Source organism: Dulcicalothrix desertica PCC 7102 (assembly GCF_003991905.1).
In the GTDB taxonomy this organism is placed as follows: Bacteria; Cyanobacteriota; Cyanobacteriia; order Cyanobacteriales; family Nostocaceae; genus Dulcicalothrix; species Dulcicalothrix desertica.
The window spans coordinates 288,901-303,294 of record NZ_RSCL01000007.1; the positions used below are offsets into that span (position 1 = coordinate 288,901).

Here is a 14,394-nt window from a genome sequence, read left to right on the forward strand (position 1 = left end):
AGATGCTGCATAGAATAAGCAATGCCTAAATTCGAGACTGTAATACCTCTTGCAAATCAAAGGGCGCCAGGTCAAAATAAAGTTTACCGCTTGTGACATATAATATGTACTTTTAATTCTAGGTTTAAGCACTTCTGAAGTTTTGAATCTAAAAGTTAAAGCAATTACTATCCTGTTTTGCAACTGTAACCACTTGTAACTGGATATTGGGGAAAAAAATGGCAACACAGCAAGACCGTACTATTTTGATTATTAGTGATTGTGCTGAAGACCGCGTGGCTTATCGGCACTGTCTTCTCGAAGAATCAAAGTATAATTATAAAATTTTAGAAGCAGAATTAAGAGTGGGGTTGACTTTGTGTTGTGAGGCTAAACCAGATTGCGTTTTGCTTGATTTTATCGAGTCAAAGACAGGTGGATTTGAATTTATATCAAATTTACAGGCTCAGATGGGTAAATCATATCTACCACCATTAATAGGAATAACAGAATATCGAGACGAAATGATGGGCACCTGTAATTGTTCAGTTCGCCATTTAGTTAGTGAGTACTTAGTAAAAACTAGTTCACCTGATACCTTACGCATAGCGGTACGCAGTGCGATTGAGATTAACGAGCTACGACACAAATTACAAGCAAGTGAAGCACATTTTCGCACTTCCGAACAATTTGAACTAGCAGCAGAGGCAGTTAATTGCTTGATATTTGATTTAGACTTACAAACCAACACTGTAGAAAGAACGCGCGGTTTAATGGAATTAGTTGGTTATACATTATCTGAGGCTGAACCAACTGCACAATGGTGGCATCAACTTATACATCCTGATGATATAAACTATATCAAAGGTGAGGAGTTGACGACTATTTTAGAATCGAAGCAGCGCTATACTGGGGAGTATCGCGTTCGCCATAAGCAAGGTCATTACCTGTGGGTACAAGAACAAGGAATTATTTTACGAGATGCGAATGGTCAAGCAGTGAGGATAGTTGGTAGCACAGTTGATATTACTCGACGTAAACAAGCAGAAGAAGCATTGCAACGTTCTGAGGAGAAGTTAGCTTTTGTCCTTAATAATGTAAATGCGTCAATTAGCAGATTTTGGGTATTTCCAAATCAAGATTGGAAGTCTGATTATTATTCTCCTGGGTGTGAGAAAATTTTTGGTTACACCAGTCAAGAACTATTGCAGGATAAAAAACTTTGGTTGTCAAGAGTGGCGCCATCCGATTTAGAAAATGTGATTTTACCTAAGTTTGAAAATATTTTTGCCGAACAAACAGTAAGTTATGAGTATAGATTTTACCATAAAGATGGTAGCTTACGATGGATTAATGATACTTTAACTTCTCAGTTCGATCAAACTGAAAATGCATGGATTGTTACTATTATAGCTGTGGATATTACCGAGCGTAAACAAGTGTTAGAGGCACTGTGGGAGAGTACAGAACGCTATCGTTATGTAGTGGAAACTGTTCCAAACATAGTGTGGAGAGCTTGTTCAAATGGTAATAGCGACTTTGTTAATCATCGTTGGGTTGAATATACAGGGTGTGACGTTGAGCAAGCACTACAGATGGGGTGGTTACAATTTATTCATCCAGATGATGTATTGCGAGTTCAAGCTTTTTGGCAATCAACTACGAGTAATACAAATTCATTATACGAAATACAATACCGCTTAAAATATATTGACGGAACTTACCGTTGGAATTTAGTTAGAGGTTACCCAATTATAGATGAGCGGGGTAACGTTATTAAATGGTTTGGTAGCTGTACAGATATTCACGACCAAAAAGAATTAGAAGCGCAAAGAAACCAGCTTTTAGCAGAAGCACAAGCAGCACGTGAAGAAGCAGAACTTGCAAACCGCACAAAAGACGAATTTCTTGCTATTGTTTCTCATGAGTTACGAAGTCCTCTCAATGCGATTTTAGGTTGGACAAAGTTATTAAAAACTCGTAACTTCGATAGCGCGAATACTGCACGTGCGTTAGAAGTCATTGAACGTAACACAGTTGCACAGGTACAGTTAATTGAAGATTTGCTCGATATTTCGCGGATGATTCGGGGTAATTTACGTTTAACATTACAACCTGTTAATCTTGCTACGACTATTGAAACTACAGTTAATAATCTACGTCTATCGGCAGATGCGAAAAAAATAGACTTGCAAATAAGAAATTATGCAACGAAGTGTTTAGTTTTAGGTGATATGAATCGGTTGCAGCAGATAGTTAGTAATTTACTTACCAATGCGATTAAATTTACACCTTCTTTGGGACGGGTTGAGATTTGTCTTAAAATTGTTAACCATCATACAACACAAATAACAGTTACCGACACAGGTAAAGGTATTAGTGCAGATTTTTTACCTTATATATTTGAACGGTTCCGTCAAGTAGAAAACACTACAACACGTGCCAAAGATGGGTTAGGTTTAGGGCTTGCGATTGTTCGTCACCTTGTAGAATTACATAATGGCGCCATTACAGCTTCTAGTTTAGGGTCCGGACAGGGAGCGACGTTTACTGTAACGCTACCACTATTAGAACAGGAAGCAACCAGACAAGAGGGACAAACAGGACAAGAGGAAATATCTCCTACTATTTTATCCAACAAAAAAATCTTAGTTGTAGATGATGAACCTGATAACTGTACTTATTTAAGTTGCGCTTTAGAAGAATATGGAGCAATAGTAACAACAGCATCCTGTGTAAAAGAAGCCTTAGCAATTTTTGAAGAATTTCAACCTGATATTATTATCAGTGATATCGGGATGCCAGAAGAAGACGGTCACACACTAATACGAAAAATACGCCAACTAACAACACACAACTGTAACATTCCTGCTATTGCACTAACAGCTTATACAAAACAAGAAGATAGAGAACGCTCTCGAAATGCTGGTTTTCAACTTCACATGACAAAACCTGTCGAACCAATCGAGTTAATTAAAGCTATTTCCAACCTAATTAAGTAAAATGCATCCGCTTGTAAAGCTTGTTTTTGCTTCGGTAGGTGTAGCCCTGCTTACCCTTATGGATAAGGTGCATTCTGGTGAGTCATAGCGTTGCCCCCTGCCTAATGTATAATTAACTAAAGTAAAGTACTAATTTTTAAGCTAAGGTCAGTAATTACAATGCTAAGTATAACAATAGATGAAATCCAAAACAACCCGTTAAAGTATCTCCGTCAAGTGGAGGAAGGTGAAAGCTTTGTAATTATGCAAGCTGATAAACCTATTGCTGAACTTAAACCTGCTAGTTCTGTCAAGCAATTGAGACCATTTGGTTTATGTGCTGGAGAATTTACTGTCAGTAATGATTTTGACGCACCGTTACCAGACGATATTATTAGGGGATTTGAGGGGCGATGAAAATCCTTTTAGACACGCACATTTTTTTATGGCTTATCAGTGGGGATAATAAACTATCGATTAACACTATAAATGCTGTTCGTGACCCAGATAACGAAGTATATTTAAGCGTTGTTTCAGTATGGGAGTGCATAATTAAGTATCAATTGGGCAAATTACCATTACCAGAGTCGCCTGAAACATATTTACCAAAACAACGCAATCTCCATCAAATTTTGAGTCTTAGAGGATGTTTGAAAAGTGTGCTTTCATGTCATGCTGAGGAACTAAACATGACAAAGGTCTAGATTTTAACCGTTTGCAGTATATATATCAATAGATTTAAGATACATTCTCCAAGGCGCCTTGTTTTTGTTGCGAAGCTAAAATAGCTGCATATAATTTATTACTTAACAACTCTTCGTGTGTACCCTGTGCGACTAACTTACCTTTATCAAGAAGTAAAATGCGGTCAGCATTGCGGATACTACTGAGTCTTTGAGCAACCATTATTACTGTACAACGGCGCCGCCGCATTAAGTCATTCAAAGACTCTTGAATTAATGTAGCTGTTTTCGCATCGACAGCAGAAGTACTATCATCGAGAATGAGAATACTAAAATCAGTAAGTACAGTACGTGCAATAGCTATTCGCTGTTTTTGTCCTCCAGATAACCCAATACCCCGCTCGCCAACAATTGTGTCGTAACCATCGGGTAAACTACTAATAAAGTCATCAATAGCTGCAAATTTAGCTGCTTCAATTATCTTGTCTAAAGGCGCCTCTGGTACAGCATATGCGATATTATCGCGAATAGTTCCTGAAAATAAAGTTGCATCTTGAAAGACTACACCAACATGCGAACGCAAACTATCAACCGTTAAATCTCTCACATCGTAGCCATCTATTCTCACGGCGCCTGATGTAACATCATAGAAGCGGGGAATTAAATTAACAATTGTGCTTTTACCCGTTCCTGTCATCCCTACAATAGCTGCAAATTCACCTGGTTTCACTGTAAAAGAAACTTTAGAGAGCGCATTAGTATTTGCTTCTGGGTAACGAAAATCTACATCTTCAAATTCTACTTTACCTGCACATGTTTCTAAAGTAATAGGATTTGCGCGGTTGTGAATATCTATTTGTGCATCGATAACTTCATATACACGTCCTGCTGAAGCTGATGCTTGGGCAATAACTCCAGATGCAAAACCTATTTGTAGCACTGGTTGGATAATAAATGCTAAATACGAATTAAATGCAACTAACTCACCTAAAGATAGTTGCTTGTTGATTACTTCGGCGCCGCCAAATCCCAAAACTGCTAAAGTAATAAAATTACTCAGTAAAAACAAAACAGGGAAAACATTTCGCAGCACCCTTACAGTCTTCATGTTCGACTCTAACAACTCACCGTTAAGGTTTGTATATCTTAATACTTCTGATTTTTCGCGTACAAATGCTTTTACCACCCGCACACCCAGTAAATTCTCTTCAAGAACACCATTCAAATTTGCTAGCTGTGTTTGGACTAATCTAAATAACTGTGAGTTATTTTTAAAGAACCTTCCCACTATAAATCCTGCAACTGGTATTGAAAGCAATGTTATGAGTGCTAACTTCCAATTCATTACAAGTACAATAGTCGCACTCGTAACTAAAGTAATTAGCCCGCTAAACACTTGTAGTACACTAGTACCAACAAAAGTCCGAATTTGGTCGATATCGCTGGTAACGCGCGTTAGTAACTGTCCGCTTGTTGTGCGGTTATAGTAGTTCTGACTCAAATACTGAGTTTGAGTAAAAATTTGATTACGAAGATTGTAAGCGACATTTTGCGAAGTTGCCTCTGCGAAAAAACTCTGCCCAAAGCTAAATAATCCTCGTCCAACTGCTGCTAAAACTAGAAACAGCGCGCATTTGTATACAACATCTAGATTACCCTTTGCGATACCCTGGTCAATACCCCACCGAAAAAGCTGTGGAGTTATGGCATTGATTGTAATTAGTAGTAATAAACTAGTGATGGCGCCTAACACCAGCAAGCGATAAGTATTTAAAATGCCCAGCACCCGTTTTAGAGAAGGCGCCGAGGAATTACGTTTCGATTCGTGTCGCATTTTACAGAAGTCACCACAGGCAGAAGTACTATGATACTACGGAGAAAGGCGCCGTTCATTCCTTCTCTGGGTTAAAAAAGCTAAAATCAGATTGTAATCTCAATGAGTGCGACTGTTATGCTGCAAATCTCTGTTACAGAAGCATCCGAAAATTTAGCTCAGTTTATTGATGCAGCCCTTACAGGGGAAGAAATAGTCATCATCAAGGATGACTTGCCTGTGGTAAAATTGACTCCGGTTAAACGAAGTGTAAAGCGCAATCGTCAACCAGGTAGTGCAGAAGGTTCGGTTTGGATGTCTGACGACTTCGACAAGCCGTTAGAAGAGTTATATAATCTGGCGCCTGCTAGCGCATAAAAGCCACACTACCATGCTGTTGATATTCAATTTACATAATAGCCATAACTTCTGATAAACTCTTCTGGGATGGGCATCGCAAGCCCCGTCCTCCTCAAAGTATATAAGCTTACTCGTGACTCTTAACAATAGGTAAAGTCACGATAAACGTTGTACCCCTACCAACTGTACTTTCAACTTGAATTTGACCTTGGTGGAGTTCTACTATAGCTTGGGCAATAGCTAAACCTAAACCTGAACCAGTTGCTTTTTCAGTAATTTCACTCTGGTTATGTGCGCGCGCTGGGTCTATTCGGTAAAAACGGTCAAATAATTTTGGTAAAGCTTCCGTAGGAATACCGATGCCAGTGTCAATAACTTTTACTTTTAGTAAAGGAGTAAGATAACGCAGTCCAGATACTCGATAAATAGATTCGATACGTGTCAATTCTACATCTACTGTTCCACCAGATGGAGTATAGCGTAATGCGTTGCCTATTAAATTTGTAAATAATCGCACTAGTTGACCCCAGTCACCATTTAGCGCAAACCAGTTATCAAGTACTTCTGGGTTGGTTTCTGTCTCAGGTGGGTCAATTAATGTCAATGAAAGCGCAATTTTTTTCTCTTTTGAAAACAACTGCTGTTCTTCCACAACTTCCATTAGTAAAGCATCGAGTGGGCAAGATGAAAATATATCTTTGCTGATACCGCTATCTTGACGCGCGAGGAATAATAAATCATTAACTAGCTTGCCTAAACGCTGCGTAAGTTTTTCGATAATTTTTAATTGTTGCTTATAGTGCGACTTAGTGGCGCCGTTTGTTTCATTTGCTTGTAAATTTGACTCTAAATCAGATAGCGCAACCTGCACATTCGTTTGAATTAGGGCAATAGGACTTCGCAACTCATGGGAAGCATCAGCGGTAAACTGTTTTAAGCGTTGGTAAGACTCGTTTACAGGTTCCATAGCTTTTCCAGAGAGAAACCAACCACAGTAAGCGACTGAAAGCACCATTAAACTAGTACCCAAAGCTAAATCAAACATTAATTGCCGACTAGGTTTTGACACTTCAAACCAAGGATGACTCACACGTAAATATCCTAAAACCTGGCGCCCAATTTCCACACGGTCGGTAACTTGACGTAGTAATAGTGATGAGTGCTGAGTTCTGAGTGTTGAGTGGGTTCCTTTGTTTTCGATGCGAACAGTTTCACCGTTACGGTTTGAGTGAATAGGAATATTTATAGGTTCAGGGAAAGTTGTCCAAAGTAACTCTCCCGTAGGACTAAACCATTCGATATCAATACGGTCATCTTCTACCGAATTAGCATTATTGCGAAAACTCGCCTCTATATTTATACGGTATTCCTTCTTTTGACGATTTACCTGTTCAATTACAAGCGCACGCTCAACGACTTCGACCACATGGTTCAAAGTATCATCAACACGTTCAACTAATGTACTACGAACGTATAAGTATACTCCGCTCGCAAACAATAGCAGTAATACGGCTGTAATTGAAGTGTACCAGAGCGCTAGGCGCCGACGAGTCGCTTGAAACATTTTTGTGTAGCAGCTATTTAGTACTAAAACATTCAAAAAGTCTTGTGGAGTGGGCAATATTCAAAAATTCTTGTGGAGTGGGCATCCTTGCCCGCCCTTGATATTGAGACGCATAAGGTTGGTGGTTTTGTTTTATTCCTGTTTATAAATATTCGATTACGTAAAGAATATTAGTATGTAAAGCTTCTGTTGTGCTACCCAGACTCTGAATTTTTTCGCTTCATTAGCACATTGACAGCAGAAATTGCAAATGTTAAAGTCTTCAACCGCCAACACCCTAGAATCATATATAACTCAGGCGGTTGTCTATACTCAGTGTTGTTACTGAGTATTTTTTGTCGTCAATACCTCATAATTCCATATTCTCACTGAAGGTGGTTTGAGATTAAAAGAGTTAAATTCTTTATGTAATCGAGCGATGTAAAGAAATAAAAATTACACGCGAAGGTTCTTGTGGTGTTTTGTGTGGTATTTACTGTTTTTTATATAAAGAGGAGTGCTGTATAGGTAAAAGTTCATATATAGAAAATAAGCCATTAACATCTATTTGATGTTGACACATTGTATTTTACCGCAAACTCTCCGGCTTGCATAAGGGTCGCTCTATCAACAAATAATTAACAAAAAAATTATTAGCTTTGATGAGTACAAAGCGAGAGTTCATCAAACTTAAAAATCTGACTCTACTAACTCAATTGTAAATTTTTTGGAGAAATTTTTCACATGAATAAGAAGATTGCATCAATCATCGCAGGAAGCTTAGCAGCATTAGGTAGCGCAATTGTAGCGGCGCCTGCTCATGCACAAACCACCATACCAGTTGAAATAGAAGTACAACCTTCTGTTTACTTAATTACATATAATAAATTGAAGTTTCTAGTTAACGAGAACGACTTCCTTGCTGGTGGTTCAGTAAGCCAGACAGTTCCATACGATGAAAAAACTGGTGAGACTACGTTACCAGCAGGTGTACTACCAGAAGGTGAAGCAGCTTCAAATACAATTTCCAGAACTGTTAGCCCTTTGTACAGAGTTGCATCTCCTGCTGGCGGAGAGGTAAGAATTAGTGCGTCTGACATGAATCTCGAAAGAGTTGGAAGAGCAACTGAGGTAGTTACTATGGAAGTAAGTGAAGACACTGCTGTTAAAGAAATTGGAGAGCCAGACGAGTCCGGTTTTTTTGATGGTGATGTAACGTTAGATTTTACATTCCCTGCTACCCGTGCGTCGTCAAGAACAGGAAATCCTGTATACAGTGGTGGTGAACTAACAATTAGTGTTGTTACTCCGTAAGAATACTAACTTTTTTAAGATTTCTGGTGCAGGCCTGAGTGCCTGTTTCCAGTATCTCTCATAAGTGAAATATAATTATGCCTCAATTGATTGCAGTTTTCTGCAGGTTGTTCAAGCAGCTTATGTCATAATTTATGACCGAATGCAGGCTAAATATAGAATTGAATAAATTAATTAGTCGCTGTAAACACTCATAATTGATGACATATGTTGTTCCTATAGCTTAATAATTAAAATGAATGACCGACTTTTTAGAAAATGTAACTTATTTGTTGTTTTTGCAATACTTATCGCACAACAGCCACAAGCGTTTGCAGAGGAAAGAATTGATTCTTGTCAATTGAATATTTATGAGGTACCTAGACTACAACTAAATCAAATAACATCTTCAGATATATTAGCAAACTCTGTTGAGCGAGTTGATAATCAGCAATCACTATTTTCAGCTAGACCGCGATTAAATGATTTGATTACTCGTCCCTTAGTGTGGGAAATGCGAGTTAACAAAACAGACTTGCCTATTAACGCTAATCAAATTCAGTATCAGGTAGCACCAGAGAGGAGGAACGGTAATCCTTTTAATTCTGTTGTTGTTAAAGCTGAAAATTTTAATGATGCTGTCAGAAGCTGCGATGAGAAGACGGCGGTAATAAGAGGTGAAGTGACTTTAGAGTTTCGAGATTTACACCGGATTAAACCGACTCGTACTCAACAGCAACCAATACCTTTTCGAGCGAATATTCGAGTATGCTTAAAAAGCTGCTAATTAGTATTAATAATTATTAAATTATTTATTGAAGTGAGGATTTGAGCGATTAAAATGTCTAATCAAACTGTAAAGATATTATTGTCAAGTTTAATTGCATTAGCGAGCTTAGTGCCATCAAGTGCTACTGCTATAGAAGTTACTGTTACTCCTCCACGTTTTGAAGTGGATATTAATAATAAGCAGTCCCGCTCCAATTCGATTAAAATTACGAATTTATCTGACAAGCCAGCAGAAATGAGGGCTTATATACGAAACTGGGTAATGAATGACAAAAATGAGTTTAAAGACGCACCATCTAATGAGCAATCTTTAGACCAATGGGTTGTATTTACTCCATCTAGATTTACAATTCCACCTCGTAGTACTCAAACTGTTCGTTTTGCGATTCGTCCTAAAATTAAACCGAATTCTGGCGAATATCGTGCTGTTCTTTATCTAGAGGAAGTGGCATCTAATAATCCTACTACAAGTAGTATAAAGGCTATTGGTCGTATAGGTGTAGTAATTTATGGTTATGCTGGAGAAATTAAACGGGTTGGTAGCATTGACTCTATTACAGTGGATACAAAACCTAGCGGAATGAGAGCAGTATTCGATATTTCAAATAAGGGTAACGCACACGTTAGAATGGGTGGTCAGTATGCTATTTGGCGTGCTGCTAATTATCCAGGTGCGAAAGCAACACAGTTCATTGCTGGTGCAGGTAGTTCAAAAACAAAACTACCAGCAAATGTTATTGATGCTGGGAAAATAGAATTCTCACCTGTTCTACCAAATAATCGGCGCCAACTTGCATTACCTTTAGGAAAATTACCTCCTGGTAACTATGTCTTAGACATAAATGGAGATTTGAGTGGAATGGTAGTTGATAAGGGTATTCCTTTCACAGTGCCAAATACTAATGCTTTACCACCTAATCCTAAAACTACTAATAGCTCAACTAAGTAATTTTACTGCAACACTTATTCTTCAGGAAGAATTGATTACTACCCTGAGTTAACTTGCTGTAAAAAATTTTAATCAATTAATCTCAACTATTAAGCAGTGTTGAGTTCCAAATCCGCCAGTTCAAAACTTTTTTACTTTAATTCAATCGGTAATTACTGCTAAAAAATCATTGCTGTTCCTAGATTTTTTCAAGGCTTAATATTCAAATACTTGTGCTTATGCTCTACCTAGCTTTACCACCCACGCCAGCACCAATTGTTGCCACATTGGCACCTCAAGAGGTGAAAATTGAAGCTTTGCAAACTAAAACTTCTCCAAATAGTCGCCGCTTTCAAGCTTCTTCCCGGAATGATGGCACTGTTAGAGTGGCAACTACACAATCCGACTCTTGCAAATCTTCTAATGCCTCTGAGCAGTCAGATTTAGTCAGTAATTTACTAAACAAAATACTGAAGAATACTAGCGTCGTAAAAACTTCTTATAGTACTAACGTAGCTAAAAACAATTGCACCTCTGCTACGCACTCTGATGCGAGTAAGCCTACAAATAGTAAATTAGCCACTAATCATAAACAGGTATCAAAAGGTTTTTCTCCTATACCCATACAAGAGGAAAATGTAAATGTTATTGAGGGTGCGGCGAGAACAGGTAAAGCTTCAGTCACTGATACAAATACTACAGAGCTACAGTCTGAACTAGAAGACACACATTCTACTAAACAGAATAAGCAAGAAAAAGCTGTAGATAAAAATCCTATTGGTCAAATTCTTGAAAAAGTTCAAGAGTTGATTAGCGTCTCCTTATATGCTTCTATAAATAATAATATTGAAAATACGATTAGCAATAGTACACAAAATACTACTACAGCAGATAGTCAAGATTCTCAGAAAATAGCTACTAGTAATATTTATAAGGATACTTATACATCTGAGCAAAATAGAGATAATAGCATTACTACCTCAAAAGTTGCTAGTAGTTTATCAGGAAATAGTAATACACAAAAAATTATAGCAGTTGTTCAAGAGCTTATAAGTGCTTCTTTACATGCATCACTTAACAATACTTTGAATGATGCCGTTAAAGTAGAAAGTAAAGTCGAAAAAATTGCGTTGACACCACCACAATCGCCGGATTCCAATAATTCTAAAGTAGCTAGCAGCAATCAAATTACTCCTACTAATCCAGAAGTTGATAAGCAACAAAATTTAATTGCTGCACTCAAAAATTCTGCTAGCCAAAATAATCCTAATTCAACTATTACTAATAAACCTGCTTTAGAATTAGCGCAAGTACCAGATACTCCCTTTTTGGTAGGTGTACTTATCAATGGTAGAGAAGCCGGTACTATAGATGTTCTTATACAAAATAATACTTTATTTATTCCATTAGAAAGCTTTGCAAAAGTTGCTAGCTTTACAATTGAGCAAAATAACCAAATACTAAGTGCAAAAACTCCATTAGGTAGTGTTAATTTACAGCCAAATGATTTAAGCCAAATTGATGGAGTTGTTTATATTAGTAAATCTACTTTACAGCAAAAACTAAAAGTCGATGTTGAATTAAATACTGCTGATATTAATTTACTTGTTGAACTACCTTGGCGAGGTGGTAGGCAATCTGGTTCTGCGGCTCAACTCAAACCTGATGTGCTTCCACCAAGTACGGCTTTTTCGACTTTACAGCAAAATTTGAATATCACAACCTCTTCTAACAGGACTGATATTCGTAGTTCTACGCTGTTGGGTGGCAGATTAGCAGGTGGTGCTTGGCGCGCGCGTTTAGAAAATGATTTTAAAAATGCGCCCAATCTAAGCGAGTATTTTTATTACAAACGTGACGGTCAATTCCGCTATCAAATTGGTAGACAGTTTTTAGGCTTAAATCCGTTGTTGGATGGTCTTAGTTTAACTGGTTTGCAATTTGGTTATACTAATTTACCCGCAGAAACTTTTAATACAAGCTATAGTGCCAACGAGTTGTTGCCAAGACGTTCTAGACCAGTACAAACATTTCGCGGTACGGCGCCTCCAGTTAGCTTAGTACAGTTAAGAGTTGGTAGATCGATAGTTGCACAGCAGCAAGTAGGGTTTAATGGACAGTATGAATTTTTAGATGTGAATTTACCTGCTGGGCAAAGTAACGATGTTGAAATATTAATTTTTGACCGTAATAATTTACGTGCCCCTAGAGAAATTCGTACCGTTAGAATCAATGCTTCTGATTTACTACTGCCAGCAGGAGGTAATGTACAGTTAGCAGGTTTAGGATTGACTGGTAACTTAGCCCAAACATCTTTATTTGGAGATTCAAGATTTCAATTAGAAAACGAAGGACAGCTTGCTGGTTTTTACCAAATGCGTCAGGGTCTAACGAATAATTTGACCTTTGAAGGTGGAATTCAAGCTTTACCCGAAACATTCCAAGCTCAAGCTGGTTTAGTGTGGCGCCTAGCAAACCCAGCAATTCTTTCAGCTAGTGTTGGTAGCTCCAATGATAAGCTTGGTTACACTGCCGACCTAGATATACAGTTAGACCGTTTGCAAATTAACGCTAATTCGCAATCATTGCCTCAGCGATACTTTTCAAATTTTAGCAATTCTAGAGAATCTTTTAATCACAGTTTAGAAGTAAAATATAACTTTGGTAATCGATTAGATTTAGGATTTATCGCGCGTAATCGTCAGTCAGAAAGTAATTCAGCTAATTACATTCTGCCGACTTTTTCAGCGCGTCCTTTCTCTTCACTTTTTCTAAGCGGTAGACCTGACTTTGAAGGAAGATATTTATTTAATGCTTTCTATCAGCCAACTTGGGCGACTAGATTATCTTTTAATACTTACGGCGATACTTATATATCTGATTTCAGCTATAGGCTTAATAATAATTACCAGATGTCTTTTGGTGGTGAATTTGGTGGTAATGATGCTGCTCGTTACACTGCCCGTTTCGGTTATAGTCCCAATAATTTCAGAGCATTGAGTTGGAATGTTGGACTCGGAGTAACTGGAGATGGGCAAATCGGACCCGTTGCTGGTGCAAGTATGCAAGTACTACCTGGTTTATTAGGAAGGATTGAATATCAAGGCATTCCTTCGAGAAGTTTAAGTTATCTCGGTGGTTTCGGTGATGACCGTTTGTCAATTTCTCTTGTTTCTGATTTATCTTTTGGTGGTGGTCGAGTTGCTCCATCCTGGAGTGGTGGTGTTGGCAAAGAACGTGGCGCCATTTCTGGACAGCTAGCTGTTGGAAGCATTGCTAAAAACTTCGATTTGAGCGGGTCGAATGTCCGAGTTTACAATAACCGCAACAAGCTAATAGGCAGCGCTAGAACAGACTCGAAAGGTGGTTTCATGGTCGGCAATTTACCAGAAGGTACTTATATTGTTGAACTAGAACCCGACGAATTACCTGTAGAACTTTCAGTACCAAAAACAAGTTTAATCGCTCAAGTCGCAAACTCTGCTGTTACTCGTTTAGATTTTCCTGTCAGAATTGAATACGGTTTAGCAGGGAAAGTTACTGATGTTGCAGGTCAACCAGTAGAACAGGTACGAGTTGAGTTAAATAATCTTGAAGGAGCAAGGGTGATATCTGCTGTAACTGACCAATTTGGTTTATACCGTCTTGATGGTGTTCCTGTAGGTAAATACACATTACGAGTATCGCCGTTAGATGAACTCAACCGCAATGATTCGCTACCCAAGCGCCAAATTGAGATTAGCAATGAGTTTGTTTACAATCAAAATCTACAGTTACCAGTTTCTGCGGCAGCAGTTAAGAAAAAATCATAATTATTTAATAATGCATCTCTTGTGGGATGGGCATCCCTGCCCGTCTTTATACACACTTCTACCCGTTCTATACTAAAAGCTTGTTACAAGTTGACTTTTTAATTGGGTGGAAATCTTGAAGATGCTTCGTTCGCGACTCATGACACTTGTATTTGTTCCAATAGACAACCTAATTTTGGAATAATCTCACAAAACATCAAGTTTTGTCTTCTA

At 38.1% G+C, this 14,394-nt stretch carries 10 protein-coding genes; 8 read left to right on the top strand and 2 right to left on the bottom strand.

Features of this window, described 5'->3' with window-relative positions:
- Positions 1-218: 218 nt before the first annotated feature.
- The 3 genes from DSM106972_RS16950 (at position 219) to DSM106972_RS16960 (ending at position 3,664) form a co-directional block, all read left to right on the top strand.
- The gene (locus tag DSM106972_RS16950; RefSeq protein ID WP_127081789.1) at positions 219-2,981 is read left to right on the top strand and encodes a PAS domain-containing protein; all 2,763 of its coding nucleotides are present in this window, start codon (positions 219-221) and stop codon (positions 2,979-2,981) included.
- Positions 2,982-3,140: 159 nt separating this feature from the next.
- Positions 3,141-3,377 (top strand): type II toxin-antitoxin system Phd/YefM family antitoxin, encoded by a 237-nt coding sequence (locus tag DSM106972_RS16955; RefSeq protein WP_127081790.1) that lies wholly within the window; start codon positions 3,141-3,143, stop codon positions 3,375-3,377.
- Positions 3,374-3,664, top strand: coding sequence for a type II toxin-antitoxin system VapC family toxin (locus DSM106972_RS16960; RefSeq protein ID WP_201800739.1), 291 nt, complete (start codon positions 3,374-3,376; stop codon positions 3,662-3,664). Before DSM106972_RS16955 ends, DSM106972_RS16960 begins: the two co-directional genes overlap by 4 nt.
- A 34-nt stretch (positions 3,665-3,698) precedes the next feature.
- On the opposite strand, the gene DSM106972_RS16965 is transcribed toward DSM106972_RS16960, so the two are convergent.
- Complete coding sequence (locus DSM106972_RS16965; RefSeq protein WP_127081791.1) at positions 3,699-5,477, bottom strand: ABC transporter ATP-binding protein; 1,779 nt, start codon at positions 5,475-5,477, stop codon at positions 3,699-3,701.
- 102 nt (positions 5,478-5,579) lie between these two features.
- Between DSM106972_RS16965 and DSM106972_RS16970 the strand changes: the two genes are divergently transcribed.
- On the top strand, positions 5,580-5,834 hold the full coding sequence (locus DSM106972_RS16970) for a type II toxin-antitoxin system Phd/YefM family antitoxin (RefSeq protein ID WP_233787078.1): 255 nt from the start codon (positions 5,580-5,582) through the stop codon (positions 5,832-5,834).
- 109 nt (positions 5,835-5,943) lie between these two features.
- Here DSM106972_RS16970 and DSM106972_RS16975 read toward each other — a convergent pair whose 3' ends face one another.
- The gene (locus tag DSM106972_RS16975; RefSeq protein ID WP_127081923.1) at positions 5,944-7,380 is read right to left on the bottom strand and encodes a sensor histidine kinase; all 1,437 of its coding nucleotides are present in this window, start codon (positions 7,378-7,380) and stop codon (positions 5,944-5,946) included.
- Positions 7,381-8,103: 723 nt separating this feature from the next.
- On the opposite strand from DSM106972_RS16975, the gene DSM106972_RS16980 reads away from it, so the two are divergent.
- From DSM106972_RS16980 to DSM106972_RS16995, 4 genes are all read left to right on the top strand, one after another.
- The gene (locus DSM106972_RS16980) at positions 8,104-8,673 is read left to right on the top strand and encodes a hypothetical protein (protein WP_127081792.1); all 570 of its coding nucleotides are present in this window, start codon (positions 8,104-8,106) and stop codon (positions 8,671-8,673) included.
- A 235-nt stretch (positions 8,674-8,908) separates the two neighbouring features.
- A complete protein-coding gene (locus DSM106972_RS16985; RefSeq protein WP_127081793.1) occupies positions 8,909-9,439 on the top strand; it encodes a hypothetical protein in 531 nt (176 codons plus the stop codon).
- 54 nt (positions 9,440-9,493) lie between these two features.
- Positions 9,494-10,390 (top strand): fimbrial biogenesis chaperone, encoded by an 897-nt coding sequence (locus DSM106972_RS16990; protein WP_127081794.1) that lies wholly within the window; start codon positions 9,494-9,496, stop codon positions 10,388-10,390.
- Between the two features lie 218 nt (positions 10,391-10,608).
- Positions 10,609-14,181 (top strand): carboxypeptidase regulatory-like domain-containing protein, encoded by a 3,573-nt coding sequence (locus tag DSM106972_RS16995; RefSeq protein WP_127081795.1) that lies wholly within the window; start codon positions 10,609-10,611, stop codon positions 14,179-14,181.
- Positions 14,182-14,394: the final 213 nt, after the last annotated feature.

Excerpts from the sequence above, each read along its gene's own strand:
- DSM106972_RS16995 (WP_127081795.1), top strand. The coding sequence starts at position 10,609 with ATGCTCTACCTAGCTTTACCACCCACGCCAGCACCAATTGTTGCCACA.
- DSM106972_RS16970 (WP_233787078.1), top strand. The coding sequence starts at position 5,580 with ATGAGTGCGACTGTTATGCTGCAAATCTCTGTTACAGAAGCATCCGAA.
- DSM106972_RS16965 (WP_127081791.1), bottom strand. The coding sequence starts at position 5,477 with ATGCGACACGAATCGAAACGTAATTCCTCGGCGCCTTCTCTAAAACGG.
- DSM106972_RS16950 (WP_127081789.1), top strand. The coding sequence starts at position 219 with ATGGCAACACAGCAAGACCGTACTATTTTGATTATTAGTGATTGTGCT.
- DSM106972_RS16955 (WP_127081790.1), top strand. The coding sequence starts at position 3,141 with ATGCTAAGTATAACAATAGATGAAATCCAAAACAACCCGTTAAAGTAT.
- DSM106972_RS16990 (WP_127081794.1), top strand. The coding sequence starts at position 9,494 with ATGTCTAATCAAACTGTAAAGATATTATTGTCAAGTTTAATTGCATTA.
- DSM106972_RS16985 (WP_127081793.1), top strand. The coding sequence starts at position 8,909 with ATGAATGACCGACTTTTTAGAAAATGTAACTTATTTGTTGTTTTTGCA.
- DSM106972_RS16960 (WP_201800739.1), top strand. The coding sequence starts at position 3,374 with ATGAAAATCCTTTTAGACACGCACATTTTTTTATGGCTTATCAGTGGG.
- DSM106972_RS16980 (WP_127081792.1), top strand. The coding sequence starts at position 8,104 with ATGAATAAGAAGATTGCATCAATCATCGCAGGAAGCTTAGCAGCATTA.
- DSM106972_RS16975 (WP_127081923.1), bottom strand. The coding sequence starts at position 7,380 with ATGTTTCAAGCGACTCGTCGGCGCCTAGCGCTCTGGTACACTTCAATT.